The sequence below is a fragment of the Streptomyces sp. NBC_00154 genome, assembly GCF_026342835.1.
Taxonomy (GTDB): domain Bacteria; phylum Actinomycetota; class Actinomycetes; order Streptomycetales; family Streptomycetaceae; genus Streptomyces.
Genome location: NZ_JAPEMI010000001.1, coordinates 6781539 through 6806352, shown reverse-complemented (window position 1 = coordinate 6806352; position 24814 = coordinate 6781539). Strand labels below are relative to the sequence as shown.

Genomic DNA, 24814 nt, shown 5'->3' with positions numbered 1-24814 from the left:
GATCGGTGGATTCAGGGCGCGTACGGGATCCCTGTGGGCGGTCCTCGACGGTGGACGGCATGCCGCAGCAGCACCTGCCGCGTCGGCCGAAGCTCACCTGCGATCCCGTGTACGAAGCCCACTGCAACCGGTGCGACACACGGCCCTCTCCGCACGTGCCACCGGACCACCAGTCCCGGCACCCACGCGACCGCCCGGCGCAACAGGGTCCACAACGCAGCCTCGCCGCGTCGCAGCCACCAGGTCACGAAGACGGCCGCCGCGACATGGACCGCGGTGGCGTGAGGCGTCAACGCATGCTGAGGGGCCACACGCAGGACCTGCAGGGTGTGCATGCCCATCACGGCATGAGGCCGTCCGGCGTCGAACACGACGTGCAGCCCGCCCTGGGCCGCGAGTGTCCCGCCACCGATACCGGCCAGCGACCTCTCCCGGCCGCCCAGCAGGCAGCCGCCCGCGAAGACGGGCACGAACCCGACGGCCTGCACCCACACCGGTGGCGCCGCACCCGTCGCCAGCGCATGGCCCCCGGAAGCCAGCAACACGCACAGCACGGCGAACACCCCCGCGCGTAAGCTCCGTACCGAAGGGGACGCCCTCATAGCGCCAGATACTCCCACGCGATGCGAACGGCCCTCCCCGCCCGTCGCATCCGCCACGGCGCCGCCCGAGGCCGGCCGATCACGCCCGACCCCCAAGCCGGTACTGCCCGGGCGGGTCGGGGCCGAGGAGATCGCGCTGCCTCGGCGACTCGAGATCGGCGCCGACCGGCGTCCGGGCTTCGCCGCCGGTTGCCGGACAAACCGGTCCGGACAACAATTCCGGGAAGGAGCTGCCCATGTCTGTGGAGCACGAAGGACTCGACCTGCGCCCCCTCATCGCACTGGTCACCGGGGCCACCTCCGGCATCGGCCGGGCGGTCGCCGAACGGCTTGCCGCCGACGGAATGTCCGTCGTCGTGACCGGCCGCAACGCCGAGCGCGGTGCCGAGACCGTCAACGAGATCACCGCGGCCGGCGGCGAGGCCCGGTTCATCCAGGCGGACCTCGCGGATCCGGCCGGCATCGACCGGCTCGCCGCCGAAGTCGGTGAGATCGACGTCTTGGTCAACAACGCCGGGCATGCCGTCTTGGCGCCGACCGAGGAGATGAAGCTCTCCGACTACGACGCGATGTTCGCCGGCAATGTCCGCGCGGCGTTCTTCCTCGTGGCGGCGTTCGCCCCGGCAATGGCGGCAAGGGGATCGGGCAGCGTGATCAACATGGGCAGCATGGCCGGCAGCCTCGGCCTGGCCACGGCAGCCGCGTACGGCGCGACCAAGGCCGCGCTGGCATCCCTGACGCAGAGCTGGACTGCTGAGTACAGCGGCCGCGGCGTCCGCTTCAACACCGTCGCCCCCGGTCCGGTCTACACCCGGCCCGATTCCCGCGAACTGTACGACACGATCGCCGAGACCACCGCAATGAAGCGCGCGGCCGAGCCCGCCGAGATCGCCGAGGTCGTCGCCTTTCTCGCGTCGTCGAAGGCCAGCTACATCACCGGCGCGACCGTCGCCGTCGACGGCGGCCGCACCGCCATCTAAACCCGCCCGCTCCGGGAGTAAACGCCTGTGAGCACACCACGCATGGGCTGAGCTCCGTCGACACCGCCGCCGCCGAGAGACTCGCTCGCCGCGCATGAGCACGACTCCGTCCATCAACGGGGTCATGTCCGTCTCCGCGCGCGGCCTCCGGGTCGCCTTTGACATCGTCACAGCGCTCGCGCCGGGTCAGGTCACAGAAGGTGCAGGTCCACCCACGACGGCAGCGTGTCGATTCCCCGGACGCGATCACGATCAATCGCGAGCGAGAGGCTTTGCAGGTGAGGCAAATCGGCCAACGGGGAAAGGTCGACGTCCCCTTCCGCCGTCATGTCTCCGGTGAACTCGCAGAAGATCAGTCCCGGGAAAGCCTTCACCAATCGATTGACCGCCGCCTGGACAACGCGTTCACCGCCGCCGCCGATGAGAGACAGGCTGGAGACGCTGGTCAGGAGCGCGGTGGCCGGAAGGGGCTCGAATGACACAGCGGTCGTGCTGAGGTCGGTGAGACGGGACAGGCCACAGATCTGCTCCCAGTCGTCGGCCGAAGCCGGACTGGAAGGACGGTTGAGCGTCAGGCTCGTGAGCTGCGTGAAGTCACCAAGCCCTTCGAGCCCTCTCCTGGGGCCCGCCTCTCCGGACACGCCGAGGCTGCTCAGCGGAGCTTGCACCGGGAGATCCTGCGGGGACCACTCCAGGCCGGAGGGACCGCTGACCATGAGGGTTTCCAAGTTCCCCAGCTGCGACAAGGGATGAAGGTCCATGTCCGATCTGTCACTGGCGATGTCCGGATGCCGGATCGACAGCCCACTGAGCGCCGTGACATCCACCAGTGCCGGGCAGGCGCCGATGACGAGAGACCTCAACTCCGTATGTCCGACCGGGAAACCGAGGTCCGCAGCCGCCGCGTTCGAGAGCATGAGGAGCGCCAACCTGTGTCGGGAGACGTACGAGTCCAGGGCCTCCAGGGACACACCGGCCCTGACGTCCAGCCTCTCCGGCTCCAGCCCGAGTCGGTTCAGTTGATGAAGCTGGTCGTCCGAGCGAATGGCGTAGTTGAGGTTCGCCGGATCCAGGCGGGCGATGACCTCCTCGGCGTACTGGGCCGTGTCGAAACGCGACCACGCCCATGAGAGCTGGGAGCGCACCGGGAGAAAGGGATGCTCTACGAAGCGGGCAAGAAAGGCGACTGCGGCGTCCGACTTGATGTGGGTGGCCGCGATGACCACGTGAGATGCGGCCACGTCACCGACCTCGTCCGGTCCCGGCAGGAGATTGAGAATCAGAGGCCCGACTTCGGCAAGGGCCCGGGCCTCCTCCTCGTTCCCCGGGGGTATGAGGGTGGCGGTGCGCTGCTCCACCTCTTGGCGTACAACGGGATCGAGGGAGGTGGCGTGTCCCAGGCAGGCGGCGGCAAGCAGATTGATACGGGCCTGGAGACGTTTGTCTTCGGTGCGATCGCCCAGCTCCAGAAGTCCCCGGAAGATGGCGACGCGTTCGCCGGCGCGGGCGAGAGCGACCGCCATGCGAATGACGTCCGCCCACTGGTCGTCCGCCGCATGCACGAGACGTGGCCGGAGATGCGGATCGGCTTGTCGACCAGGCCGGCTCCGGGACCTTCGGTGACGAAGAGCTTCTTGACGAGGGGGGCTATCGCAGCCGAGGCCAGCCGGGTGCCGATGGCAGTTGGTTCCTGTCCCCCGTAGAACTGTGGCGACCGCTGCCGTCCGATCCTAAGGCGCCTCGCACATCGTGCGTCACGACCTCTTGCCGTCCCGAGCGGACGCCAGGAAACCCGGTGATCCACCTGCCGCCCTTGCCGCCTCCGGAGGCCCGCCGGGCCTCCCGACGAGCTGGGAGGTACCTGGGAACCTGACACCCCGAACACCCCTGTTATGGCTGGGATATCTGGGAGGTGCGCACCCTGTTCCCCCGTGGTGACGTTCCCGGGATGCGACCTACTGGTGCAGCTCCGCAGAAGTTCGTGGAGGCCTGATCTTGCTGGCGGGGGTCAACTGGCTGGCATCATGTCGCCATGGCGGCAGACAGTGCGGGTCAGTATCGAGCGGGCGAGACAGCACTGATCGTTGAGGTGCCCGAGGCCGAGCCGGTCGTGGGCAGCTGGCGTGAGCGGTTCGACGCGTCGGTGGGGGCCGGGGTACCGGCGCATGTGTCGGTGCTCTATCCGTTTCTGAGCCAGGACCGCGTCGGTGATCAAGTTTTGGGTGTCCTGGGTGAACTCTTCGGATCCCACAGTGCTTTTGATCTTCGTTTCCGGGGGTGCGGTCGCTTCCCCGGGGTGCTTTACCTCGCCCCGGAGTCGGACGATCAGTTCCGGGCGCTCACCCTGGCTGTCGCTGACCGGTGGCCGGAGGCGCCGCCGTATGGGGGCCAGTTTGCCGAGGTCATTCCACATCTGACGGTGGCACATGGCCAGGAGCCGAGTGTGTTGGACACCGTTGAGGCCGACCTGTCGAGTCGGCTGCCGGTCACGACGCACGTCAGTTCGGTCCAGCTGTTGGTCTTCGATGGCATCGTGTGGCGTGAACGGGCGGACTTCGCCTTGCGTCCACCACGGGTCGATGCTGGTCAGGCGGCTTTGAGTGGGCTGCCGTCGTAGGTCCAGCGATAGGGTTTCGCCATGGTGTTGTGCCCGATGACGTAGGTGTCGAGCTTGTCGATGAGGTTGTCGCGGCTGGGGAAGTCTCCGTGCCGCAGGACCCCTGCCGCGGCGGCCCAGGCGTAGGCGGAGAAGGGCGAAGTCGGCGAGTGCCTGCGGAGATCAGCACGGCCGACACCGCACGCGTGCGCGCCGGAGCGGGCCGGTGCGATGCGATGTGTGCTGGGGCAAGCCGTTGCAGCGCCGAGCCCAACCGCGCATCACCGGACGCACGAACCCGCTTGGCCTCGCACTGACTCCGCCCACGACGTGGCGTGGTCAGCGCCTGAAGCTGTCCTTCGACCTCTCCTTGATGTCCCGGGCCTTGCCCCGGGCCTCCAGTGCGGCTCCCTTGGCTGCGGTGGTCTCGTTGCCCACCGCGCGGGCCACCTTCCTCACGGCCTTCCCGACAACCTGCTCGGTCTTGGCCTTCGCCTTCTCTCCGGCACTCATGTCGGTCCTCTCGTAGGCACTCACCCATCCGCCTGCCCCTGGCCCCGGAGCGGAAACAATGGGCATCGCGGCGCTGCGCCTCCTCCGACGGCCGTGCTCTCAAGCAGCTCGTCGAAAGCGACGCCCACACTTCATTGTGTTCCCGGCAGAAGGTGTTTGGTGGCGCTCGATTTGCGGCTTCTGGGGCGCAGTGCCTTGATTTCCCCGTCCCGGTCGGGTCGACCGAGCCGGCTTGGCTGTGGAGGTTCGTGGCCGAAGGCGAGCGCGCGTTCGATTTTGGATGAACGCTGGACACGGACTGCGGGGCGGGAGTGTCGCGTCGCAGCGAAGCGGCGTTGTGAACGGGTAGGGCCGTACGGACCGCCCGTCGCGCAGCAGGAGGTAGTCGGCGCGCAGGATCGGCAGTGCGGAGTTCCCGATCAAGGTGGCGCCGGCCCGGGCGGTCCCGACGCTGCCCGAGGGACCCCGTCGCCCGCTGCACCAGGTGCGGACGCATCCGGACCGAGCAGAGCGCCGCCGCTTAGCTCCGTCAGCAGAGACACCCGACGTCAATCACTTCGATCACGTTGCCCCGGGCCGTGTACTCGACCCAGCACTGATTGCCGAACGCTGCCGCTTTCGCCCCTGGCGGCGGGAACGGAGCCTCGGCCGCGGCGCTAATGAGCATGATGATCTCCTTGCGCGCGTCGGCGGGGACGTCCAGCAGCACGTCGGCGGCGCGTTTGATCAATTCCACTCGCATTGCGCACCCCGTGGCAGGAGCAGCGTTGCACGGCACAGCCCCCAGCCCGGATGGGCCTGCCTAACCAGGGTCTCTCGGCTCGTCCGGACATGTACAGGGGCACAGCGAAGCCCCCGCACACGCTCGTGCGGGGGCTCACGTACACCCAGCCGCACAACCTCAGCCGCGCGCCTCCGGAGCCCAGTAGGACGGTCCCCCGCCGCGCCATTCGAGCAGCTCCGGGTCGTCGATCTTCGTATCAGCCTCGGGCAGGCCTGCGAGGCGTAGGAACTCCACCACGTCGAGCAGGTGGTACGCCGTGCCGACGTACTCATCGCGGATTGTCACCCGCCGTCCGCCGTCCGGCTGCGGCGGGTGAACGATCACGGGCGCTTGTCCGGACATACTCCCAGTGTGCTCCGGCCATCCGAATATGGATCGAGCCCCGGCACTCGCTCGTGCGCCACGGTTCGGGTGCAAAGACCCGTCCACCGGCCAGACACCGCGTGGGGTGAAGATGAATCCGGTACGTCCGATACTTCAGCCCGACCTGTCGGGTGCCCCTCCTGCTACCTCCGGTGGCGCCTGGGTGGCAAAGGTCCGTGCCCCCGCCAGTTGATACCCGTCCCACCGATGTCGACCCCCAGCACATGGGCCGTCTTGTCCAGAATTACCTGCGTCACTGCCTGCTCCCCCTCAGGGACACACCCAAAATGTGCTGTGTGAATTTTGAACGTTAGCCCCCGCACGAGCTTCGCCATGTCGCCCTTCAAGGGTTATATCGAAATTTGAGGGGTATATCCAAGCATTGCGTGCCTGCAAGGGCATTAGCCTTCCCCTCGTCGAGAGGGACGCGACTGCGACTGATGCCGGCCTCGACGGTGCCCTCCAGCAACTTTCGGAAATCAACGACCGGGGACCCGTCCCACAGGTCCCCCGCATCCATGAGCCGTTGCCTTTCCCCACCCGGACCTGCCGCAACCAGTGCTTACGGAGGCGTGATGCCAACCCGACCGATCCGCCTACTTCTTGCCGACGTCGACGGCACTTTGGTCACGAGCGACAAGCTCCTCACCGACCGCGCTGTCCAGGCGGTCCACAAGCTCCACGACGCCGGTGTCCTCTTCGCGGTGACCAGCGGGAGACCACCCCGCGGCATGTCCATGATCATCGAGCCCCTGGCGCTGGAAACTGAGCTCGCCGCCTTCAACGGTGGTCTCATCGTGAACCCGGACATGACCGTTGTCGAACAGCAGGTCATTCCCGTGGAGGTGGTGGCCCCGGCCGTCGCACTGATGGAGTCGTTCGGCCTCAGCGTCTGGATCTACCGGGGCGCCGACTGGTACGTCCGCGATCTCAAGGGGCCGCACGTTGATCGCGAGAGCTGGACGGTGCAGTTCGCGCCCACGCTCGTTCCCGGTTTCGACGGGCTGGAGCAGGGCGCCGTCAAGATCGTCGGGGTCAGCGATGACCACCAGGTCGTAGAGGCGGCCGCGGTCGCAGCTCGCGCACAGTTCGGCGAGCATGTCTCGGCCGCCCGCTCGCAGCCCTACTACCTCGATGTGACCCATCCGCAGGCCAACAAGGGCGGAGTCGTCAAGTACTGGTCCGCCAAGCTCCGGATTCCCCCCGAACAGATCGCCACGATCGGCGACATGCCCAACGACGTGCTGATGTTCGCCCACTCGGGACTGTCCATCGCGATGGGCAACGCCAGCCACGAGGTCCAGCGCGCGGCGAGGCGGGTCACGACGAGCAACGAGGAGGAGGGTTTCGCGAACGCGGTCGAGCAGTTCATCCTATGACCCGCGGCACCACATGCCCGGGTCCAGGGTTGCGCAGCGGGATTGCGGCGCTATGCGAGCGAGCAAGGGCAGACCCGGTCACGGGGGGAACCGAGCCTGCCCCTGCATATCGGCGCCCGCGTACCTCCCCCTCGGAGGATGGGCGCCATGACCCCGCCGGGGGTCACTCCTCACAGCGTGCCGCACGTCAGAACTGTCACGGGTGGACGGAGATGGTCGCGAGACCGACTCCCTCATGAAGGCACGTACTTGCCGCCATCATGGCGTGGTCACGAATCGCGCACACACCGGACCGGGGGCCGTTCTGGCACCCCGAACGAGCTCCTCCAGTCCATCCCGAATTGAGCCCTGGTGCGCGAACATCTGCGTAAGTACCTGAATAGACAGCCATATGTGAATCGCCGCGGGCGGCGGTGTAACAGGCAGCGCATGCGGAACGCTGAAGCAGGAAGAAGCGGGGCGACGATCCGGGCTGAATTTTGGCACCCGGAGCGAGCGCGCCGACACGGCACTTTCGCCGCTGCCGAGGACGGTCACGATTGCCTCCAGCGGCAGCAGATGATGCTGGGCGAGGAACAGACCAGGGTCGTACTCGTCGAGGTCGCGTTCTACGTCCGACGCGTCGACTGTTCCGTTGCACGTCAGCAGCAGCGTCACCAAGTCCGCAGGGAGAGATGCTCCCAGTCCGTCTTCGACGGACTGGACATCGGCCGCGGTCGCGCCCGGTCGCAGTGTGGCGTGCGAGGTGGGCGCGTGTGCTGCTAGCCGGTTGGTGATGGCGGCCCATGCGGGCAGAACGTCGCTCATCGTGTCCTCCATGGGAATAGGGGGAAGGGGCGGGGGCACCCGGCGGATGCCGGGTGCCCCCGCCCCGTTTCCTGAACCAGGTAGGTCAGGTCATCAGGAGTTGCACGGCACAGTGGCCGGTCAGTTCATCTTGCACTTGATGACAGCCTGGGACGGGTCGCAGCCCGAGAAGCGGGCGTTGGCCGGATCGACCCAGTACTCGTCGTAGTCCAGCAGCCGGAAATCCTTGGCGAACTTCACGCCGAACGGCTGCATCGACTGTGTGTTGACGTAGTTCGACATCGACGACCGGCCGCACGGCGCAAACCACTTCGGGTCGTCGTACGTCGTGTCGTTGTACAGGTGCTCACGGGTGCCGTCACCCTTGGCCACCACCGTCTGCACACACTCCAGGCCCGCGTAGTCGATGTTCTGGGCAGCGTTCAGACCGCCGTTGGCCGTCGGGAATCCTGAGGACTCGTACGTCGCCGCGAACGGATACTCGTCGCATGAGATCGGGTCGGTGTTGCCGCTCGGGGTTGCGATCGTGGCGGTGTCGGGGTGCTTGCGGAACGCCCGTCCGCAGATCGCCTTGCGGTTGCCCGGTTTGCCGTTGTCCAGCTTGTTCTCGGTCTCCTGGCCGGGCGCGCGTTGCGCACCTTGGACGGCAGGTGGTGCAGCGGGGACTGGCCCAGCATCTTGGCGTGCTTGTTCTGGATCAACCATATGTGCGCCGCCGCACCCGGGAACGCCTCGGAGTTGATCGTGTAGCCCGGCTTGTACGCCGGCAGGACGCACCCGGGGTTCTTGCCGGAGACGACCTTGTCGCAGAGTGCCGTGCCGGAGTATGCCTTCAGGCCGCGGGCGTCCGCGAATCGGTTGCGGTCGTCGCCGATCTCGGCGAGCACCCGGGCACCGAGCTCAACGCCGAGGCCAGGGAAGCCGAGGATGATCTCAGTGTCCGGGTGCTGAGGGAAAGCCCTCTTCCACCGCCTCAGCCAGATCATCGGCAGGCGTACACGCGACTTTCAGCGTCCGCCCGTTGATACTTGGCATAAAAAAATGTGCACTCGCAACTCGCACTCAACGCTGTCTCACCTGGCAATGCATCAGGAAAGTCAGCATTGTGTCGGCATCAGTACCGCACAGAACCGCCCCTCGCCGCCATGAACCGCCAAGATCGACAATTCGCACCACGTGCCCTGAACTGCAAAAACCCCTGCTCAGCAGCTCGCCTGCCAATCTCATCAGGAGGTACCCATGAGGATGCTGATCAACGTCCCGGAGACCGTCGTTGCGGACGCATTGCGCGGTATGGCCGCCGCTCACCCCGAACTGACCGTGGATGTCGACAACCGTGTCGTCATGCGGCGCGACGCTCCCGTGGCCGGGAAGGTGGCGCTCGTCTCCGGGGGTGGGTCCGGGCATGAGCCGTTGCATGCCGGGTTCGTCGGGCCGGGGATGCTGTCCGCCGCCTGTCCCGGTGAAGTGTTCACCTCGCCCGTTCCTGACCAGATGGTGCGCGCCGCCGCCGCGGTCGACAGTGGCGCCGGGGTGTTGTTCGTCGTCAAGAACTACACCGGTGACATGCTGAACTTCGAGATGGCCGCCGAACTCGCCGAGGACGAAGGCGTGCAGGTCGCAAAGGTGCTCGTCAATGACGACGTGGCGGTGACGGACAGTCTCTTCACGGCGGGGCGGCGCGGGACGGGGGCCACACTGTTCGTCGAGAAGATCGCGGGGGCGGCCGCCGACGAGGGTGCACCGCTGGAGCGGGTGGAGGCCATCGCCCGGCAGGTGAACGAGGCGTCGCGGAGCTTCGGGGTGGCGCTCAGTTCCGTCACCACGCCCGCCAAGGGCTCCCCCACCTTCGATCTGCCCGCCGGCGAGCTGGAGCTGGGGATCGGGATCCACGGTGAGCCGGGGCGGGAACGACGTCCGATGATGACGTCGCGGGAGATCGCCGACTTTGCGGTGCACGCGGTGCTGGACGATCTGCAGCCGACCAGTCCGGTGCTGGTGCTGGTCAACGGGATGGGGGCGACGCCCCTGCTGGAGCTGTACGGGTTCAATGCCGAGGTGCAGCGGGTGCTGTCCGAGCGGCATGTCTCCGTGGCTCGTACGCTCGTGGGGAACTATGTGACCTCGCTCGACATGGCGGGATGTTCGGTGACGCTGTGCCGGCTCGACGAGGAGCTGCTGCGGCTCTGGGACGCGCCGGTGGAGACACCCGCCCTCCGCTGGGGCCGCTGAGAACGTCCGCCCGTACACCCATGACGATGCTTCAGGGACAAGGAGATCTTGTGCTGGACGCCGACTTCTTCCGCCGTTGGATGGCCGCAGCCGCCGCCGCGGTGGATCGCGAGGCCGATCACCTCACCGAACTCGACTCGGCGATCGGGGACGCCGATCACGGCAGCAATCTGCAGCGCGGATTCACCGCGGTGAGCGCAGTGCTGGAGAAGGAGTCCCCGCAGACGCCGGGCGCCGTACTGATGCTTGCGGGACGGCAGTTGATCTCGACGGTCGGTGGGGCTTCCGGTCCGTTGTACGGGACGCTGCTGCGGCGTACGGGGAAGGCGCTGGGCGATGCGCCCGCGGTGACGGAGGAACAGCTGGCCGAGGCGTTCGCCGTGGGTGTCGCGGCCGTCGCCCAGCTGGGCGGGGCGCAGGCCGGGGACAAGACCATGCTCGATGCGCTGCTGCCGGGCGCCGCGGCGCTCGGGACGTCGCACGGAGCGGCCCGGGACGCGGCGGAGGCGGGCGCCGCCGCCACCGTACCGATGCAGGCCCGCAAGGGCAGGGCGAGCTATCTCGGTGAGCGCAGCATCGGGCACCAGGATCCGGGGGCGACGTCCTCGGCACTGCTGATCGCCGCACTTGCCGGGACGAGCGGCACAGGCACGGAGGACGGGGACGACGCATGAGCGGGGAGAAGCAGGTCGGGATCGTGCTGGTCTCGCACAGCGGGCCGGTCGCCGAGGCGGTCGCCGAGCTGGCCAGGGGGTTGGCGGCCGGTGGTGCGACGGCCCCAGTGGCCGCGGCCGGTGGCACGCAGACGGGTGGGCTCGGCACCAGTGCGGAGCTGATCGCCGAGGCCGCCCGTTCCGTCGACGGCGGCGTGGGGATCGCGGTGCTGGTCGATCTCGGCAGTGCGGTGCTCACGGTCAAGTCGATGCTGGCCGAGGGTGACGAACTGCCGGACGGGGCACGCCTGGTGGACGCGCCGTTCATCGAGGGCGCGGTGGCCGCGCTGGTCACTGCGTCGGCGGGCGGCGATCTGGCTGCGGTGGAGGCAGCGGCGTCGGAGGCGTACTCCTACCGCAAGGTGTAGAGGCACGGTGCAAGCATCGGTCCCGCACCCGGCTCTCGGGGAGAGCCGGGTGCGGGACCGATGTGTCCACACGTGGGTTGCGGACAGGGCCGTTGGTCAGGCCGCTGAAGCGGAGGCCGCCGCGGCAATCTGGATCTGCGTCCGCTGCGTCGTCCCGTTGACCGTCACCGCGAGCGTGACCGTGCCCGGCCGGAGCGCCGTGAGCGTGCCGGTGACCGGGTCGAAGACCGCCGCGTGCCGGTGGCGGGCGCCGTCCCGGTCGCCGATACGGACATTCGGGGAGCCGGTCCAGTCGGCGGCCAGCGGGAACTCGACCGGAACGCTGCGGGCGCCCTGGGTGACGGTCGCCGTGACCTTCGCGGTGTTTCCGGCAGCGAGGACGGACGGGGCGTCGAGGGTCAGCGCGTCGACATGCGCCCTGGTCTGTACGGAGACCCAGTCGGGCGCGCCCTGCCACGGCTTCTGCCGGGCGGCGGCCTGTTCGCCGCGCGAGACGTGGTCCGCGCCGACGAGGGACCAGCCGGTGAAGCCGCCCTCGTCCGCCGGGCCGGCCGGCGCCTTGCCGGAGTTGCCGTTGATCAGATACGGCACCCCGTTGACGTGCGAGGCGTGGAAGACCCCGACATGGCTGCCGATGAACGCGGCTCCCTTGCCAGTCGTACGGCGGAAGTCGGCGAGCCACTGTTCGACCAAGGCCGCCTCCTTGCGGTCCCCGAGCTGGCTGCCCTTCTGTACGGTCGGGTCGCGCGGCGGTACGTGCTCGATCAGCATCACCGAGTCGATGTCGCGGTCCTCGGCTGCCGCGTCGAGCTGGGCGCGCAGTTCCTTGATCTGGGCGAAGCCGCCGCCGCGCAGGGTGAGGCCGGAGGTGTCGAGTGTGATGACACGGGTGCCCCTGTGGTCGAACGTCCGCTGGGCGGGGCCGAATTCGGCGATGAAGTTGTCGATCTTCCCGCCCATCACCTCGTGGTTGCCGGGCACGTAGTACCAGGGCAGCGAGTCGCCGAGTTCTTCGGTCAGGACCCGGTGGGCGAAGGCGAGGTCCGCGGGTGATCCCTCGTCGACGAGGTCACCGTTGACGACCAGGAAGTCGGGGTGCGCCGCCTTGATCTCGCGCAGGGTGCGCCGGGCCTGGGCGACGATCGTGCTGTCCGGGTCACGGGCGACGAACTGGGCGTCGGACATGACCGCGAACTGCCGGTCCCGGTGCTCGGTGACCGCCGCCGGATCGATCAACGGGTCGGCGGGAGTCGTCTGTTCGGGCAGGTCGACGGTGGGCGGCACCTGGGCGGTGAGGTCGTCGATGACGATCTCACCGGTGTACTGCTGGGCAGCCGCCGTCTCGGCGAGGTAGAAGCGGTACACGCTGAGTGGCATGGCCGCACCCGCCGGTACGGCGAAGGTCACCTGCCGCCAGCCGGTCCAGGTGACGTACGGTCCGCGGAGCAACTGGTCGGAGCCCGCGGCGTCCTTGAGGTGCAGAGTCGGCCAGGCGCCCTTGCCGTCGCCCTTGATCCAGAGCTTGAACGACTGGGGCTGGCCGGGCACGGCGACGGGCTGGGGCGGCGCGGCGTAGGCGGCGCGCGTCGCGGTCGACTGGGTGAAGTCGTAGCTGAGCCTGAGGCCGGTGCCGGTGTGGCCGTCGGGGGTGGCGGAGAGGGAGCCGCTCGCCCGGGCCTGGCTGAACTTCCAGGATCCGGCGTCGTCGAAGTCGGAGACGGCCTGTTCGGTGAGGCCGACGCTGACCGCGAGGGCGGTGGTGGTGCCCGCGACGGTCGCCTTGATCTGGCCGGCGCCGTTGCCGGTGCGTGACGTGACGGTGAAGTTGCCCTGGCTGTCGTCGCGTACGTCGAAGAGGGCGTGGTCGTAGTCGAGGGTGACGTCGCGCGGTTCGACGGGGGCGCTGGTGCCGTGCGCGTCGAGTCCGACGATGCCGAAGGTGCCGATGGCTCCGGCGTCCGCGAGGCCCACCCGCCGGGTGGTCGGCTCGATCCGGGTCAGCTTGTCGAGAACGGTCAGCGTGGTGCTGCCGTGAGCGGGTCCGCGTTCGGCGCGGACGTCCGTGGTGCCGCTGCGGCGCGCGGTGAAGACGCCGTTGCCGTCGACCGTTCCGGTGTCGCCACGGGTGGTGCGCCAGTGCGGGGTGCCGGTGGCGGGGCCGTACGTCTCGTCGTATCCGGTCGCGGTCAGGCGCCGGGTGAGCCCGGGGAAGACCCGCTCGGGGTGGCCGCCCTTGACCGGGTCGACGCCCGGTGCGGAGCCGGCCGGTGTGCGGGTGTCGACCCAGAATCCGTCGAGGCGGCCGCTGCCGTCGGGGGCGGTGAGTGCGAGACCGTTGGGTACGGTGCGTTCGGTGCCGTCGGAGGGGCTGTTCTCCACCTGGAGCGTGTCACTGCCGGGCCGGCGGGCGACGAGGGTCGATGAGCCGCCGCCGTCCAGGTTGAGTGCGCTGTACGAGCCGGAGCGCCGCATCATCAGGCCGAGTTCGGTGAGGGTGACGCCACCGCTGTCGGCCTGCCGGCCGTCGATGGTGAGGATCTGCATCGTGCGGCCGTCCTGGGAGAAGCCGACGGCGGTGCGGGGCGCGGCGGTGTTGTTGCCCTCGCCGTCGTGGTTCTGGGCGACGCCGTCGACGACGAGGAGTTCCCGGCCGCCGACCGCGGTGCGCGGTACGGGGCCGCCGTCGGTGCGTGCCCGGTAGGTCAGCGACACGGGGTCGCCGGACTGGAGCGTCTTGATCGCGGTGGCTCCGGCCTCGCGGCCGACGAGGATCGTGGTGTCGTCGGGGACGGCGCCCGAGCCGGGGGTGGAGGACACGGACACGACCTTGCCGTCCCGTACCACCGCTTCGGCGACCGGTGTTGCGTTGTCCACGGTCAGTGCGCGATCGGCGGTCCCCCAGGCCGAGGTGTACGCGCCCACTCCCCCGGCCGGCACATTGGCGGCGTTGTACGCGGCGAGCGGCTGCCGGCCGGACGGCAGGGTGAGCGTGCCCTCGAAGTACAGGTTCAGGATGCGGCCCGCGCTGTCGGGGCCGATGCCGACCGCCCGGTTGACTCCGGGGGCCGGGGACTGGACGGTCGCGCCGTCCTTGATGCCGACCCCCTCGGGCGCACCGGTCTGGTTGATGTCGAAGAAGTCGGCGTTGATCGCGGCGACGGTCCGGCGGCCGGGGCCCGCGTCGTGTCCGGCGGCAAGCTCGGAGACCGTACGCCGGTCGGACACCTTGCCGGTGGAGAGGTAGTCGGCCTGTGCGCCGCTGCCGTCGAGGTCGACGGAGAGGGAGTCGACCCGGAGCCATTTGTCCGACTCGAGCCGGTCGTACGAGCTGAGGCGGATGCCGGGTGCGATCGGGCGGGAGGTACGGGCCGTCTCGATGCCGTCGTCGTCCACGACGGCTCGGGGCGCTCCGACGGCGTTGCTCGCAGCCGGTGGCGCGACCGGTCTGAGGATCTCGGCGGAGTTACGGGGACGGGGGTCGGGGGTCGAATCGGCGACGGCGGGGGCGATGGCTCCCACCGCCATCGCGGACACCGTCGCAAGCAGTACGAGGGGTCGCGTTGCTCTGCCGACTATGCCAGGGCCCACAGATCCTCCTGGATTCGCGGTGGTTGGGCGGGCAGTAAGCGCTGTCGGCCGACAGCATGGCCGCACGTACTGCCACGCACCAGGGGGCCTCGGGAACCTCAGGGGAAACAGGGTGCGGCGGCTCGATGACACGCGTGATCTTGGGGAGACTTGACGGTATGTCGTCTCAGAAGCGCAGTGCGGGTCTTCTGCTGTTCCGGTCCACGGACGGGGACGCCGGGTTCGAGGTGCTCATCGGGCACATGGGCGGCCCGTTCTGGGCGAGGCGTGAGGCTGCGGCGTGGTCGGTCCCCAAGGGCGAGTACGGCCCCGATGAGGAACCCGAGGCCGCTGCCCGCCGGGAGTTCGAGGAGGAGTTCGGCCACCCGGCACCTGACGGTGTGTGGGTGCCGCTCGGTGAGTCCCGTCAGACCGGTGGCAAGTCGGTGGTCGTGTGGGCGCTGGAGGCCGATGTCGATCCGGCCCGTGCCGAGCCCGGGACGTTCACCATGGAGTGGCCCCGGGGGTCCGGCGTGCAGAAGGAGTTTCCGGAGATCGACCGGTTCGCCTGGTGCACGCCGGATGAGGCGGCGCAGCGCCTCGTCGCGGGCCAGCGGGTCTTCGTCGAACGGCTGGCGGAACACGTCCGGGAGGGACGCCGAGAGGCTATGCGCCGGCCGCGTGGTTGATCTCCTGGCTGTGCAGGATGTGTTCGCCGGAGCCCTGCCGGCCGACGACGGCGATCATGGCGCGCCCCATGTTGTCGGTGGTCGTCACATGGTTCGGCATGATCCGCCGGAGCACCGGATAGAGCCAGGAGACACCCCGGTACATCCAGCGGTACAAGGCGGTCTTCGACGTCGCGCCGTGCAGCGGCTGGATGTAGCCCGGCCGGAACATGTACGTGTGGAAGTCCATCGCCAGGAGCTCGTTCTCGGTGCGCCCCTTGACCCGCGCCCACGCGGTGCGGCCCTTCTCGCTGCTGTCCGTGCCTTCCCCAGAGACGTATGTGAAGGTCAGCCCGGGGTTGTGGGCGGCGACCGCCCGGGCCGCGGCCAGGGTGTACGTGTACGTGATGCGGGAGTACTCCTCCTCGCTCAGACCGGCCGAGGTGACGCCGAGGCAGAAAAAGCACGCGTCGAGCCCGGTGAGTTCGGCGTCGATCGCCGAGAAGTCCGTGAAGTCGCGGTGGACGACCTCACGGATCTTGGGGTGCCGCACACCTGCCGGCGTACGGCCGACGATCAGAACGCTCTCGACCCGGTCGTCGAGCAGGCAGGTCCGCAGTACGCCTTGGCCCACCATCCCGGTGGCGCCGAAAATGATCACTCTCACAGCAGCTGCTCCGGGTGGCTCGTCTCGCGTCGGTCGTGCTGCGCGAACTCTACGTGCGGGTCCCGGCGACCGGTCGTCCGGCACGGAGCTCCAGCCTGTCGCCGACGAACCTGCTGCGGAAACTGCGGTCGTGCGACACCACGACCACCGCTCCCCTGTACTGCGCCAGTGCAGCCTCCAGCTCCTCCACCAGGTCGAGCGCGATGTGGTTGGTCGGCTCGTCCAGCACCAGCAGCTCGGCCGGGCGGGTGACCAGCCGCGCGATGGCGAGCCGTCGTTGCTGCCCGACGGAGAGGGTGGCGACGGGCACCGTCAGGTCCTCCGGCCGGAACAGGCCCAGGGCGAGCAGGTGTTCCGCCCAGTTTTCGGGGTGGCCTGGACGCCCGGCGGCGAAGGTCGCGAGGAGCGTACGGCGGGTCGGCCTCGCGGGAAGTTCCTGCGGGAGGTAGCCGATCCTGGCCCGACGGCGGACCGTGCCGCGGTCGGGGCGGAGGTCTCCGGCCAGGACCCGCAACAGAGTGGTCTTCCCGGCGCCGTTGGGGCCGGTGACCAGCAGTCGCTGTCCCTGAGTCACCTGCCAGGCAGGCAGGTCGAGCCGGTCGCCGACCACGACGGAGTCGAGTTCGGCGAGTGGTTCCTGGTGCGGTTCGCCGTCCGCCGCGACGGCCAGTTCGGCGGTGAAGCGCAGCGGTTGGGGCGGGGCGGGCACGGGTGACCGCCGCAGCTCGTCCAGTCGGGTTCTGGCCGCTCGGACCTGTCCGGACAGCTTGGCCTCGTGCGAGCGGCGGTGCTTGCCCCAGCCCTCGTGGGGGTCCTTGCCGGTGCCGGCCAGACGTCGGCCCGCCGCGTCGGCCAGTTCCTGGGTACGGGCCAGCTCGTCCAGCCATGCCTGGTGGTCCTGGGCCCAGCGGCGGCGGGCGGCGGCCTTCGCGCTGCGGTAGCCGTCCCAGCCGTCCCCGTAGCGGACGACGCTGCGCAGATCCCGGTCGACCTCCAGGATCACGGTGGTGGTGCGCTCCAGGAAGGCCCGGTCGTGGGTGATGACGACAAGGGTTCCGCGGTGGGCTCGCAGGTGGTCCTCCAGCCAGTTGGTGGCATGGAGGTCGAGGTGGTTGGTGGGCTCGTCGAGCAGCAGCAGTTCGGGGGCGGAGGCCAGCGCGCAGGCGAGTGCGAGCCTGGACTGTTCGCCTCCGGACAGGGTGCCGAGGGAGCGGTCACGGGTGAGGTGGCCGATCCCGAGCCCGTGCGGCGCGGCGTCGACCCGGGCATCGGCCCGGTAGCCGTCGCGTTCCTCATACGCTGTCAGCAGGTCGCCGTATGCGGCGAGTTCGGCCTCGGTCGGGGCTTCGGACATGGCCAGCGCGGCTTCCGCGGTGCGGATCCGCTGTTCCAGTTCACGCAGCTCGGCGAGTGCCGAGTCGACGGCGTCCTGCACGGTGTGGGCGGCGCCGAGCGCGAGGGTCTGGGAGAGATGGCCGATGCCGGCGTGGAACCGGACGGTGACATCGCCGGTGTCCGGCTTCTCGGCCCCGGCCATCAGCCGGAGCAGTGTGGACTTCCCGGAGCCGTTCTCACCGATCACGCCCATGCGGTCGCCGGGGCGGACGGTGAGCGACACCTGGTCGAGGACGGTTCGGTCTCCGTATGCCTTGGAGACGTCTTTCATGGTCAGCTGGGCGCGGTCGTGCTGGTCAGGCATGGGTGGGCTTCCCTGAGGTGACGTGCCCTCGACGGCGCGCGGAAGGGCGCTGCGGGGGCGGGGTGTCCGGCGGGCGGAAAGGAAGGGATGCGCGGCACGCGGTGGTGACCGTACGGGTCACACGGCGACGCTCAGCGTCGCGCGGCGGCGTCCATGCCCGGAATCAGCGGAAGTAGTAGTACGAACCCATGGCGCCCAGTGTAACCACGCCGCCGTCGGTTGACGGCGTGGCTCGACGGCAGGCATAGCCCTGGACCCCCGGCCGTCGGCGAGGAGTTGCCCCGGCCGGACACGGTCGGCGCTCGCAGGAAAGACACCCGCGCCGTGCCGTATCAGCGCTGCGGGCTCTCGCCCTGCGCGACCTCGATACTGCTGTGCAGATCATGTGTCGCGTCGAGTGCGGCCGCGCCGGACAGGGCCAGGCACGCCAGCAGTGCCGCCGCGGCCGCACGGCCGACGCGCGGTCGGGGGGTCGCTCGTCCGAGCAGCGCCTCGACCCGGCGCGGCACCGGCCCCGCCGTTGCGGCGAGCGCCACGCGGGGTCGGCCCCCGGCTCCTTCGGCAGCGCGTGCGGCGAGCGCGGCGCGGCCGATCGCGCGCGCCGCGACCCGCCGGTCGCCGACCGCCATGGCCGCCGCTTCGTCGGCGCAGCGCTCCAGCGCGTAGCCCATGGGTGCGCGCAGGGAGCGCAGCGCGGGGTGGCAGAGGGCGGCCAGTTCGGCTCCGGCGAGGAAGAAGTGGTGGCGACCTGCGAGGTGGGCGCGCTCGTGTGCGAGGAGGGCGTCGCGTTCGGCGGGGTCCAGGGCGCGCAGCATGCCCGTGGTGACGACGATCCGGCCGGGACTGCCCGGGAGTCCGGGCAGTGCATAGGCGTCGGGGCGGCTGTCGCGCACAACGGCCAGTTCCCCTTCCGAGCCGTCGGCCGGCGCGCTTGCGCGATGCAGCTCCACCCAGTGGCGGCGGACGGTACGGGCGACTGCGACGGCGCACCCGGCCAGCAGGGCGACTGCGGCGGCTGCGAGCGGGACGGTCACGTCGGGTGCGACGTCGGCGAGCGGCTTCACGAGTTCACCGACCGCGGCCACGGCGGAGAACCGGGTCGCGCCGGGCACCACGAGCAGCACCAGGGCGAGCGTGCTGAACAGGGCGAGGCCGACGGCCGTCGAAGCGAGCAGCCGCACGGCGCGCACGGGTGACAGGGCATCCGCCAGGCGGCGGGCCGCGGGGACCGCGATGAGCGGCATCAGCAGCGGAACCCACACGGCGTAGATCATCGGGCGTCCCCGTCGAGCAGTTCCCTGAGCAGCTGCTCGTCCTCGTCGGTGAGCTGCGAGACGAATCGGGCCAGCACGGTGCTGCGGTCCTCCTCCTTCTGCAGTTCGCTGTGCATCCGGCGGGCGGTGAGGCCGGGCGCGTCCTCGGTGGGGGTGTACGCGAAGCCGCGCCCCGAACGGGTACGGGTGACCGTGCCCTTCTCGTACAGCCTGGTCAGGATCGTGGTGACGGTGGTGCGGGCCAGGGGTGCGCCGAGGGCGCCCTGCACCTGGCCGGGGGTGAGCGGGGCGTCGGCCGCCCAGAGGGCCGCCAGGACTGTGGATTCCAGCTCCCCGGCCGGGCGTCGCTCCGCACTGGGTGCCGCACCGGACTCCGGGCCCGGCCCGCCGCGCGGTCGAGGGCTTGCCTCACCGGGCCCGAGCGGGTCCGGATCTCTGCTCGATATCCCCTGCGCCTGGGACATGGGAACTCTCCTCCCGCTTCGGGCGTCTACAGTGATGTAGACCGTCTACACCACTGTAGTCATTCGGGCGTCCCGCCGGAGCGCCCGCTCACCATTATGGGAGGCCCTCCGCAGTGTCCGTATCCTCACTGGCGGCCGCGCCGCAAGCGGTGAACCTGCTGGACGCGGGGTCACTGCTCGCTGCGTTCGGCGTGCTCGGCATCGCGGCCGTGCTGTTCGCCGAGACAGGGCTGCTTGTCGGCTTCTTCCTCCCCGGCGACTCCCTGCTGTTCACAGCCGGTCTGCTCAGTGTGCCCGGCACACACGGCCCGGTCCACCTCCCCCTGTCCCAGGTGCTCATCGCTTCCGTGATCGGCGCGCTGCTCGGCGCACAGACCGGGTACTGGATCGGACGCCGCGGCGGCCGCGCCCTGCTGGCCCGGAGCCGGGCCAAGAGGCTGCACGAGGGCGCGGCCCGCGCGGAGGAGCTGCTCGACAGATACGGCCATGCGCGGGCGATCGTGCTGGCCCGCTTCGTCCCCGTGGTGCGTACGGTACTCAACCCCCTGGCCGGGGCGCTCAACGTGCCGGCCAGGCAGTTCGCGCTCTGGCAGATCGTCGGCGGAACGATCTGGACGGTCGGGCTGGTGCTCGCGGGCTACGGGCTGGGGTCGTCGGTGCCGAATGTCGACCGCTACCTCCTTCCGATCGTCGCCGTCGTGGTCGTCGTCTCCCTCATCCCCCTCGCTGCCGAACTGCTGCGCTCGCGCGGCAGGCGCGCCGTCGAAGGAGACCGGACCTGATGCCGCTCGCCTCGGCCGCCACCTCGCTCGACGGTGGCCTCTACACCTCGATCACCGAGCTCGCCCGGCGCTCCCCCGCCGCCCTGGACTCCACGATCCACGCCTGGTCGGACTACGGTCTCGGGCTCTACGCCCTGCTGATGCTCGCGGCCTGGTGGCGGTCCCGCTCCTGGGACCCCGCCCGCGCGGCCATGGCGCTCTGTGCGCCCCTGGTCGTGGTGGCCGCGTATGTGGCCAACGATCTGCTGAAGCTCGCCGTCCATGAACAGCGGCCGTGCCAGACCCTGCATGCGGTCACCGTGGAGGCATGCCCGCCGCTGGGCGACTGGTCCTTCCCCAGTAATCACGCGGCCATTGCGGCAGCCGCGGCGGTCGCGATCCTGCTGACCGACCGCCGGCTCGGCGCGGTCGCCGTCCCTGCGGCGCTGCTGATGGCGGCGTCACGGGTCTGGATCGGTGTGCACTATCCGCACGATGTGCTCATCGGACTGGTCACCGGTGCGCTCGTAGCCCTGCCGCTGACGGTCGCCGCCCGGCGCTGCGCTCCGGCCGTCGCGAGGCTGCGCGACAGCCGGTTGCGTCCGCTGGTGGCGGCGCGGTGAGCGGGGAGGCCCCGGTGACAGGGCGGACCCGGTACACCGAGGATCCGGTCGTACCTCGCATCCGTACGGCGCTCGGGGCTGTACTGATCGGGTTCGTCGGACTCCTGGGCCTGACGGCGGTGGTCCTCACAGCCCGGCACGGGTCCGTGCTGCCGATCGACCGGGCCGCACACACCTGGTCCCTGCACCGACGGCCCGCCGCTCTCGTCACCGTGGCCAGGGTTGTCACGGCGACGGGTACGGGCGTGTTCCCGTACGCCGCCGCCGTGGCTGCCGGGCTGATAGCCGGCCGTGACATACGCCACCGACTGGCGTACGCGGCAGGCGCCCTGGCCTTCCTGCTGCTCGGGCAGGCACTGCGCTTCGGCCTGATGGAAGCGGTCGGACGCCCGCGCCCGGCGGTGGGCGACTGGGCGACGCACGCCTCGGGGTTGTCCTTCCCGTCCGGGCACGCGACGACATCCGCGCTGATGGCGGGTCTGCTGATGGCGGCAATCGGTCACCGGGCACGGCTGCGCCGAGCCCGTGCCGCTGCCTCCGGCACGAGCACCGGCACCGCCGCCGTAGCTGTCCTGCTCGGCTGCTGGGCCGCAGCCGTCGGGGTGAGCCGGGTTCTGCTCGGAGTGCACTGGGCGACGGATGTGGTGGCCGGATGGCTGTTCGCCGCCGTCTGGCTGGGGCTCGGGGCCACGCTGATACGGATACGCACGGCCTCGCCCGCATCCCGCTGACGGCCGGACGCCCCGGCGCGGGTCCACGTGGGCCGTTTCTGAACACCGGCGACGGGCTCCGTTCACCCGGACTCACCGGCCCGCCGAACGGGGCGCAGCGGCCCTGACCACAAGGGTGCGGGCCGCCGCGCACCCGTCGCTCAGGACGCGGAGTAGGCGCCGTCCACCAGGTGGTAGCTGCCGTGGATGAAGGAGGCGCGGTCGGAGAGCAGGAAGGCGGCGAGTTCGGCCACTTCCTCCGCGGTGCCGAGGCGGCCGGCGGGGTGCAGCGAGATGAGGTGGTCGCGGGCCGGGCCCTCGGTGTTGCGCAGCAGGGGCGTGTCGATGAAGCCGGGGCCGACGGCGTTGATCCGGACGTTCTGTGCCGCGTATTCGAGGGCTGCCGTCTTGGTGAGGCCGACGACGCCGTGCTTGGCGGCGACATAGGCGGGGGATCCCGCGAAGCCGTTGGTGCCGAGGATCGACGCCATGTTGACGACGGCGCCGCCGCCCGCCGCGACGATGGCGGGGAGTTCGTAGCGCAGCGAGTAGAAGACCCCGCTGAGGTTGGTGGCGACGACCCGGTTCCAGTCCTCGACGGCGTACTCGCCGGTCGGTGTGCTCGGGCCGCCGATGCCCGCGTTGTTGACGGCGAGGTGCAGGGCACCGAACGTGTCGACGGCGAGCTGCACACCCGCTTCGACGGAGGCCGGGTCGGTCACGTCCATGACGACCGCGGCGGCCTTGGCGCCGGCGCTCTCCAGTTCGGCGGCTGCCTTGCGGGCGTTCGCCTCGTCGTAGTCGGCGACGACGACGGCCGCTCCGCCCGCGGCGAGCCGACGGGCCAGGGCCAGTCCGATGCCGGAAGCTCCGCCGGTGATGAGGGCGGTCCGGCCGGCGAACTCCTGGTCGGCGGGGGTGAGGGGGGTGGTCATGATGGTGCGTTTCCTTCCGTGGTGCTGTGCTGCGTCGGCCCGGCGGGAAGCTGCGCGAGCAGTTCTCCCGAGAGGGCGTCGAAGGCCTGCCCGACCAGTTGGGGCAGGGCGTCCGGTCGTCCGCCGCGTACCCAGGTGGCCTGGGCGGCGAGGAGTGCCCCGGCGCCTGCGGCGACCGTGACGGCGGGACGGAGGTCCAGCCGCGGGTCGACGCCGAGCCGGTCCGCGATGATGGCGACGGAGTCCTCCTGGGCGTCCACCCTGATGTGGTGGAAGGCCGCGTAGAGGGTGGGTTCCTCCTCGGCGACGACCAGCAGGTCGAAGATCCGGGACCGGCGGTGCCAGGCCTGCGCCGCGGGGTCGTCGAGCCAGGCGACGACGGCGCGGCGGTAGGCGGTGAGAGGGGACTCGTCGGCGGGGCGGGCGCGCAGGGCGTCGTTGATCCGGTCGCCGTCGCCCCGGAGCGAGTCCAGAACCGCGGCTTCCTTGCTCGTGAAGTAGCGGCTGAAGGTGCGCCGGTCGACATCCGCGCGTTCCGCGATCTCCTCGACCGTCACATTCTTCAGGCCCCGTTCGAGTACGAGCTCGAACGCGGCCTGCGCGAGCGTGTCCCGGGTCCGGCGGGCCTTGCGGCTCCGTCGATCCGGAGTCTTCTGTTCCGGATTCATACGTGGATCATACACCCAAAAATGTCCCGGCGCGACATAAGTCGCGCCGGGACATGATGGGGATCGGAGCAGGCCCGTTGTCTATCGTTCGCCGAATGCCTGCCCGGTACGCCGCGCGCCCTCGCCGGCCGGCACGGGCCTGCGGCTCCCGGTCGGCGCCCTGCGCAGGGCGAGCACCGCGATGTCGTCGCGTCGTACGCCGCCGGTGAAGGCGTCGAGGTCCGCATGGAGGGCGTCCAGCACCTCGCGTGACCCGCTCCCTGCCCAGCGGCCGAGCCGGGTGTCCAGCGGGTAGAAGGTGCCGTCGGCGTTGCGGGCCTCGGTTACTCCGTCGGTGAACACCAGGAGCGTCGCACCGGATGGGAAGTCGAGCTGTTCCGCCACCCGCGGCTCGCTGCTGAGCTCCGCCATGCCCAGCGGGACGGAGGTCTGCCGGAGCGGCACAGCGGCGGCCGCACCGTCGTGCAGCAGCCGGGGCAGCAGATGGCCGCAGTTCACGGCCTCCACCTGGTCGCCGTCGTCGATGCCGAGGATCAGGGCGGTGACAAAACGTTCGGTCTCACCGGTCTGGGCGGAGAAGGTGTTGTGGCGGACGACCGCGTCCTCCAGGGCGTCCGCCACCCCGGTCAGGGTGGGCTCGCGGATGGCCGCTTCCCGGAACGCGCCGAGCGCAGCGAACCCCGCTCCGATGGCCGCGATCCCCTTGCCCTGGACGTCGCCGATGATCACCCGTGTTCCGTACGGCGATTCGACGACCTCGTAGATGTCACCGCCGACCAGCCGGTCCTCCTCGATCGGGGCGTAGACCCCGTGAGCGACGACATGGCCGGTCAGGACGGGCAGCGGGCGCAGGATCTGCCGCTGGAGAGCGACCGCCGCGGTGCGCAGTCTGGCGATCTCGGTGGCGTGACGTATCCGCAGCACACAGGAACCGATACCCAGGCCACAGGCCAGCACCGTGAAGACGACGCCGCTGGCAAGATCCCAGAACGACCCGCCGGACACCAGCCGGGAACTGACGACGACGACCATGATCCAGGTGGCGACGCCCACCGTCTGCCGGATGGTTCCGAAGACGGAGACGAATGCGGGCACGACGACCAGCAGAGGAACTATGCGCAGGTCGTTGCCGGTCATTATGTCGAGGACGACGATCAGAGCGGTCAGCAGAGCCAGGCCGCCGAACAACGCCGCGTTCCCGACCCGGGCCGCGGAGGCCTCGGCTTCCCCTGCATCGGTCACCGGCAGCGCCGCACTGCGTACGGCCGCGGAGCGCTGGAGCCCGATCGTCACTGCACTGCCTCCTCCTGCAGGCGCCGGTCCGGTTCCGGCACTCACTTTCCAGTGCACCCGGAGTCCGGCGTTCGGCACACGAGGCTTACGGCCTCATGGGCCGTGCCAAAAGTCCCGGGGCGGGGCGGGCCGACGGCATTCGATCCGG

The 24814-nt window shown here is 70.0% G+C and carries 26 protein-coding genes and 1 pseudogene; 11 read left to right on the top strand and 16 right to left on the bottom strand.

Annotated elements, in window-relative coordinates:
* Positions 1-11: 11 nt before the first annotated feature.
* Positions 12-545, bottom strand: coding sequence for a hypothetical protein (locus OHA03_RS30455; protein ID WP_323181267.1), 534 nt, complete (start codon positions 543-545; stop codon positions 12-14).
* Between the two features lie 293 nt (positions 546-838).
* Here OHA03_RS30455 and OHA03_RS30450 point away from each other — a divergent pair, with 293 nt between their 5' ends.
* The gene (locus OHA03_RS30450) at positions 839-1582 is read left to right on the top strand and encodes an SDR family NAD(P)-dependent oxidoreductase (protein ID WP_267006929.1); all 744 of its coding nucleotides are present in this window, start codon (positions 839-841) and stop codon (positions 1580-1582) included.
* Between the two features lie 191 nt (positions 1583-1773).
* On the opposite strand, the gene OHA03_RS30445 is transcribed toward OHA03_RS30450, so the two are convergent.
* Positions 1774-2727: a hypothetical protein gene (locus OHA03_RS30445; protein ID WP_267006928.1), complete on the bottom strand. Its 954-nt coding sequence runs from the start codon at positions 2725-2727 to the stop codon at positions 1774-1776.
* A 12-nt stretch (positions 2728-2739) separates the two neighbouring features.
* Between OHA03_RS30445 and OHA03_RS30440 the strand changes: the two genes are divergently transcribed.
* A complete protein-coding gene (locus OHA03_RS30440; RefSeq protein WP_267006927.1) occupies positions 2740-3285 on the top strand; it encodes a hypothetical protein in 546 nt (181 codons plus the stop codon).
* Positions 3286-3614: 329 nt separating this feature from the next.
* The gene (locus OHA03_RS30435) at positions 3615-4199 is read left to right on the top strand and encodes a 2'-5' RNA ligase family protein (protein WP_267006926.1); all 585 of its coding nucleotides are present in this window, start codon (positions 3615-3617) and stop codon (positions 4197-4199) included.
* 318 nt (positions 4200-4517) lie between these two features.
* Here the strand turns inward: OHA03_RS30435 and OHA03_RS30430 are convergent, their stop codons facing one another.
* From OHA03_RS30430 to OHA03_RS30420, 3 genes are all read right to left on the bottom strand, one after another.
* A complete protein-coding gene (locus tag OHA03_RS30430) occupies positions 4518-4691 on the bottom strand; it encodes a hypothetical protein (protein WP_267006925.1) in 174 nt (57 codons plus the stop codon).
* 529 nt (positions 4692-5220) lie between these two features.
* Positions 5221-5433 carry a hypothetical protein gene (locus OHA03_RS30425; protein ID WP_267006924.1) on the bottom strand — a complete coding sequence of 71 codons (213 nt, stop codon included), beginning with the start codon at positions 5431-5433 and terminating at the stop codon, positions 5221-5223.
* A 159-nt stretch (positions 5434-5592) separates the two neighbouring features.
* Complete coding sequence (locus tag OHA03_RS30420; protein ID WP_266991225.1) at positions 5593-5817, bottom strand: hypothetical protein; 225 nt, start codon at positions 5815-5817, stop codon at positions 5593-5595.
* A gap of 596 nt (positions 5818-6413) precedes the next feature.
* Between OHA03_RS30420 and OHA03_RS30415 the strand changes: the two genes are divergently transcribed.
* Complete coding sequence (locus OHA03_RS30415; protein ID WP_267006923.1) at positions 6414-7217, top strand: Cof-type HAD-IIB family hydrolase; 804 nt, start codon at positions 6414-6416, stop codon at positions 7215-7217.
* 258 nt (positions 7218-7475) lie between these two features.
* Here OHA03_RS30415 and OHA03_RS30410 read toward each other — a convergent pair whose 3' ends face one another.
* From OHA03_RS30410 to OHA03_RS30400, 3 genes and pseudogenes are all read right to left on the bottom strand, one after another.
* On the bottom strand, positions 7476-8024 hold the full coding sequence (locus tag OHA03_RS30410) for a hypothetical protein (protein WP_267006922.1): 549 nt from the start codon (positions 8022-8024) through the stop codon (positions 7476-7478).
* 120 nt (positions 8025-8144) lie between these two features.
* Positions 8145-8729 (bottom strand): hypothetical protein, encoded by a 585-nt coding sequence (locus OHA03_RS30405; RefSeq protein WP_267008285.1) that lies wholly within the window; start codon positions 8727-8729, stop codon positions 8145-8147.
* A gap of 107 nt (positions 8730-8836) precedes the next feature.
* Positions 8837-9014 (bottom strand): annotated as a pseudogene (locus tag OHA03_RS30400) (transposase); the annotation flags it as partial.
* 249 nt (positions 9015-9263) lie between these two features.
* Between OHA03_RS30400 and dhaK the strand changes: the two are divergent.
* From dhaK to OHA03_RS30385, 3 genes are read left to right on the top strand one after another with little or no spacing between them, the layout of a single operon-like run.
* Positions 9264-10256: a dihydroxyacetone kinase subunit DhaK gene (dhaK, locus tag OHA03_RS30395; protein WP_267006921.1), complete on the top strand. Its 993-nt coding sequence runs from the start codon at positions 9264-9266 to the stop codon at positions 10254-10256.
* A 50-nt stretch (positions 10257-10306) separates the two neighbouring features.
* The gene (dhaL, locus tag OHA03_RS30390) at positions 10307-10930 is read left to right on the top strand and encodes a dihydroxyacetone kinase subunit DhaL (RefSeq protein WP_267006920.1); all 624 of its coding nucleotides are present in this window, start codon (positions 10307-10309) and stop codon (positions 10928-10930) included.
* A complete protein-coding gene (locus tag OHA03_RS30385) occupies positions 10927-11337 on the top strand; it encodes a PTS-dependent dihydroxyacetone kinase phosphotransferase subunit DhaM (RefSeq protein ID WP_267006919.1) in 411 nt (136 codons plus the stop codon). Before dhaL ends, OHA03_RS30385 begins: the two co-directional genes overlap by 4 nt.
* A gap of 96 nt (positions 11338-11433) precedes the next feature.
* Here the strand turns inward: OHA03_RS30385 and OHA03_RS30380 are convergent, their stop codons facing one another.
* Positions 11434-14862 carry a phosphodiester glycosidase family protein gene (locus OHA03_RS30380; protein ID WP_267006918.1) on the bottom strand — a complete coding sequence of 1143 codons (3429 nt, stop codon included), beginning with the start codon at positions 14860-14862 and terminating at the stop codon, positions 11434-11436.
* Between the two features lie 221 nt (positions 14863-15083).
* Here OHA03_RS30380 and OHA03_RS30375 point away from each other — a divergent pair, with 221 nt between their 5' ends.
* Positions 15084-15593 carry an NUDIX domain-containing protein gene (locus OHA03_RS30375; protein WP_267006917.1) on the top strand — a complete coding sequence of 170 codons (510 nt, stop codon included), beginning with the start codon at positions 15084-15086 and terminating at the stop codon, positions 15591-15593.
* On the opposite strand, the gene OHA03_RS30370 is transcribed toward OHA03_RS30375, so the two are convergent.
* The 4 genes from OHA03_RS30370 to OHA03_RS30355 form a co-directional block, all read right to left on the bottom strand.
* Positions 15571-16239 (bottom strand): NAD-dependent epimerase/dehydratase family protein, encoded by a 669-nt coding sequence (locus OHA03_RS30370; protein WP_267006916.1) that lies wholly within the window; start codon positions 16237-16239, stop codon positions 15571-15573. The two genes, OHA03_RS30375 and OHA03_RS30370, sit on opposite strands and share 23 nt — an antisense overlap.
* A 49-nt stretch (positions 16240-16288) precedes the next feature.
* Positions 16289-17938, bottom strand: coding sequence for a ribosomal protection-like ABC-F family protein (gene abc-f / locus OHA03_RS30365; RefSeq protein ID WP_267006915.1), 1650 nt, complete (start codon positions 17936-17938; stop codon positions 16289-16291).
* 332 nt (positions 17939-18270) lie between these two features.
* Positions 18271-19212 carry a M56 family metallopeptidase gene (locus tag OHA03_RS30360; RefSeq protein WP_267006914.1) on the bottom strand — a complete coding sequence of 314 codons (942 nt, stop codon included), beginning with the start codon at positions 19210-19212 and terminating at the stop codon, positions 18271-18273.
* The gene (locus OHA03_RS30355) at positions 19209-19541 is read right to left on the bottom strand and encodes a BlaI/MecI/CopY family transcriptional regulator (RefSeq protein ID WP_051878105.1); all 333 of its coding nucleotides are present in this window, start codon (positions 19539-19541) and stop codon (positions 19209-19211) included. Before OHA03_RS30355 ends, OHA03_RS30360 begins: the two co-directional genes overlap by 4 nt.
* A 248-nt stretch (positions 19542-19789) precedes the next feature.
* Here OHA03_RS30355 and OHA03_RS30350 point away from each other — a divergent pair, with 248 nt between their 5' ends.
* The 3 genes from OHA03_RS30350 to OHA03_RS30340 are packed head-to-tail and all read left to right on the top strand — an operon-like array spanning position 19790 to position 21791.
* Positions 19790-20458 (top strand): DedA family protein, encoded by a 669-nt coding sequence (locus OHA03_RS30350; protein ID WP_267006913.1) that lies wholly within the window; start codon positions 19790-19792, stop codon positions 20456-20458.
* Positions 20458-21060: a phosphatase PAP2 family protein gene (locus OHA03_RS30345; RefSeq protein WP_267006912.1), complete on the top strand. Its 603-nt coding sequence runs from the start codon at positions 20458-20460 to the stop codon at positions 21058-21060. The genes OHA03_RS30350 and OHA03_RS30345 overlap by 1 nt, the downstream gene beginning before the upstream one ends.
* 14 nt (positions 21061-21074) lie before the next feature.
* On the top strand, positions 21075-21791 hold the full coding sequence (locus tag OHA03_RS30340) for a phosphatase PAP2 family protein (RefSeq protein ID WP_267006911.1): 717 nt from the start codon (positions 21075-21077) through the stop codon (positions 21789-21791).
* Positions 21792-21931: 140 nt separating this feature from the next.
* On the opposite strand, the gene OHA03_RS30335 is transcribed toward OHA03_RS30340, so the two are convergent.
* The 3 genes from OHA03_RS30335 to OHA03_RS30325 all read right to left on the bottom strand — a co-directional run bounded on the left by OHA03_RS30335 (position 21932) and on the right by OHA03_RS30325 (position 24666).
* Positions 21932-22705: an SDR family NAD(P)-dependent oxidoreductase gene (locus OHA03_RS30335; RefSeq protein ID WP_267006910.1), complete on the bottom strand. Its 774-nt coding sequence runs from the start codon at positions 22703-22705 to the stop codon at positions 21932-21934.
* Positions 22702-23373 (bottom strand): TetR family transcriptional regulator, encoded by a 672-nt coding sequence (locus OHA03_RS30330; protein ID WP_267006909.1) that lies wholly within the window; start codon positions 23371-23373, stop codon positions 22702-22704. Before OHA03_RS30330 ends, OHA03_RS30335 begins: the two co-directional genes overlap by 4 nt.
* A gap of 81 nt (positions 23374-23454) precedes the next feature.
* Positions 23455-24666: a PP2C family protein-serine/threonine phosphatase gene (locus tag OHA03_RS30325; protein ID WP_267006908.1), complete on the bottom strand. Its 1212-nt coding sequence runs from the start codon at positions 24664-24666 to the stop codon at positions 23455-23457.
* Positions 24667-24814 lie beyond the last annotated feature (148 nt).

What these genes read in the sequence shown, in the direction of transcription:
- OHA03_RS30450 (WP_267006929.1), top strand. Translation starts at nt 839, where the DNA reads ATGTCTGTGGAGCACGAAGGACTCGACCTGCGCCCCCTCATCGCACTG.
- OHA03_RS30440 (WP_267006927.1), top strand. Translation starts at nt 2,740, where the DNA reads ATGCTCTACGAAGCGGGCAAGAAAGGCGACTGCGGCGTCCGACTTGAT.
- OHA03_RS30435 (WP_267006926.1), top strand. Translation starts at nt 3,615, where the DNA reads ATGGCGGCAGACAGTGCGGGTCAGTATCGAGCGGGCGAGACAGCACTG.
- OHA03_RS30430 (WP_267006925.1), bottom strand. Translation starts at nt 4,691, where the DNA reads ATGAGTGCCGGAGAGAAGGCGAAGGCCAAGACCGAGCAGGTTGTCGGG.
- OHA03_RS30425 (WP_267006924.1), bottom strand. Translation starts at nt 5,433, where the DNA reads ATGCGAGTGGAATTGATCAAACGCGCCGCCGACGTGCTGCTGGACGTC.
- OHA03_RS30420 (WP_266991225.1), bottom strand. Translation starts at nt 5,817, where the DNA reads ATGTCCGGACAAGCGCCCGTGATCGTTCACCCGCCGCAGCCGGACGGC.
- OHA03_RS30415 (WP_267006923.1), top strand. Translation starts at nt 6,414, where the DNA reads ATGCCAACCCGACCGATCCGCCTACTTCTTGCCGACGTCGACGGCACT.
- OHA03_RS30410 (WP_267006922.1), bottom strand. Translation starts at nt 8,024, where the DNA reads ATGAGCGACGTTCTGCCCGCATGGGCCGCCATCACCAACCGGCTAGCA.
- OHA03_RS30405 (WP_267008285.1), bottom strand. Translation starts at nt 8,729, where the DNA reads ATGGTTGATCCAGAACAAGCACGCCAAGATGCTGGGCCAGTCCCCGCT.
- dhaK (WP_267006921.1), top strand. Translation starts at nt 9,264, where the DNA reads ATGAGGATGCTGATCAACGTCCCGGAGACCGTCGTTGCGGACGCATTG.
- OHA03_RS30385 (WP_267006919.1), top strand. Translation starts at nt 10,927, where the DNA reads ATGAGCGGGGAGAAGCAGGTCGGGATCGTGCTGGTCTCGCACAGCGGG.
- OHA03_RS30380 (WP_267006918.1), bottom strand. Translation starts at nt 14,862, where the DNA reads ATGGCGGTGGGAGCCATCGCCCCCGCCGTCGCCGATTCGACCCCCGAC.
- OHA03_RS30375 (WP_267006917.1), top strand. Translation starts at nt 15,084, where the DNA reads ATGTCGTCTCAGAAGCGCAGTGCGGGTCTTCTGCTGTTCCGGTCCACG.
- abc-f (WP_267006915.1), bottom strand. Translation starts at nt 17,938, where the DNA reads ATGCCTGACCAGCACGACCGCGCCCAGCTGACCATGAAAGACGTCTCC.
- OHA03_RS30360 (WP_267006914.1), bottom strand. Translation starts at nt 19,212, where the DNA reads ATGATCTACGCCGTGTGGGTTCCGCTGCTGATGCCGCTCATCGCGGTC.
- OHA03_RS30345 (WP_267006912.1), top strand. Translation starts at nt 20,458, where the DNA reads ATGCCGCTCGCCTCGGCCGCCACCTCGCTCGACGGTGGCCTCTACACC.
- OHA03_RS30335 (WP_267006910.1), bottom strand. Translation starts at nt 22,705, where the DNA reads ATGACCACCCCCCTCACCCCCGCCGACCAGGAGTTCGCCGGCCGGACC.
- OHA03_RS30330 (WP_267006909.1), bottom strand. Translation starts at nt 23,373, where the DNA reads ATGAATCCGGAACAGAAGACTCCGGATCGACGGAGCCGCAAGGCCCGC.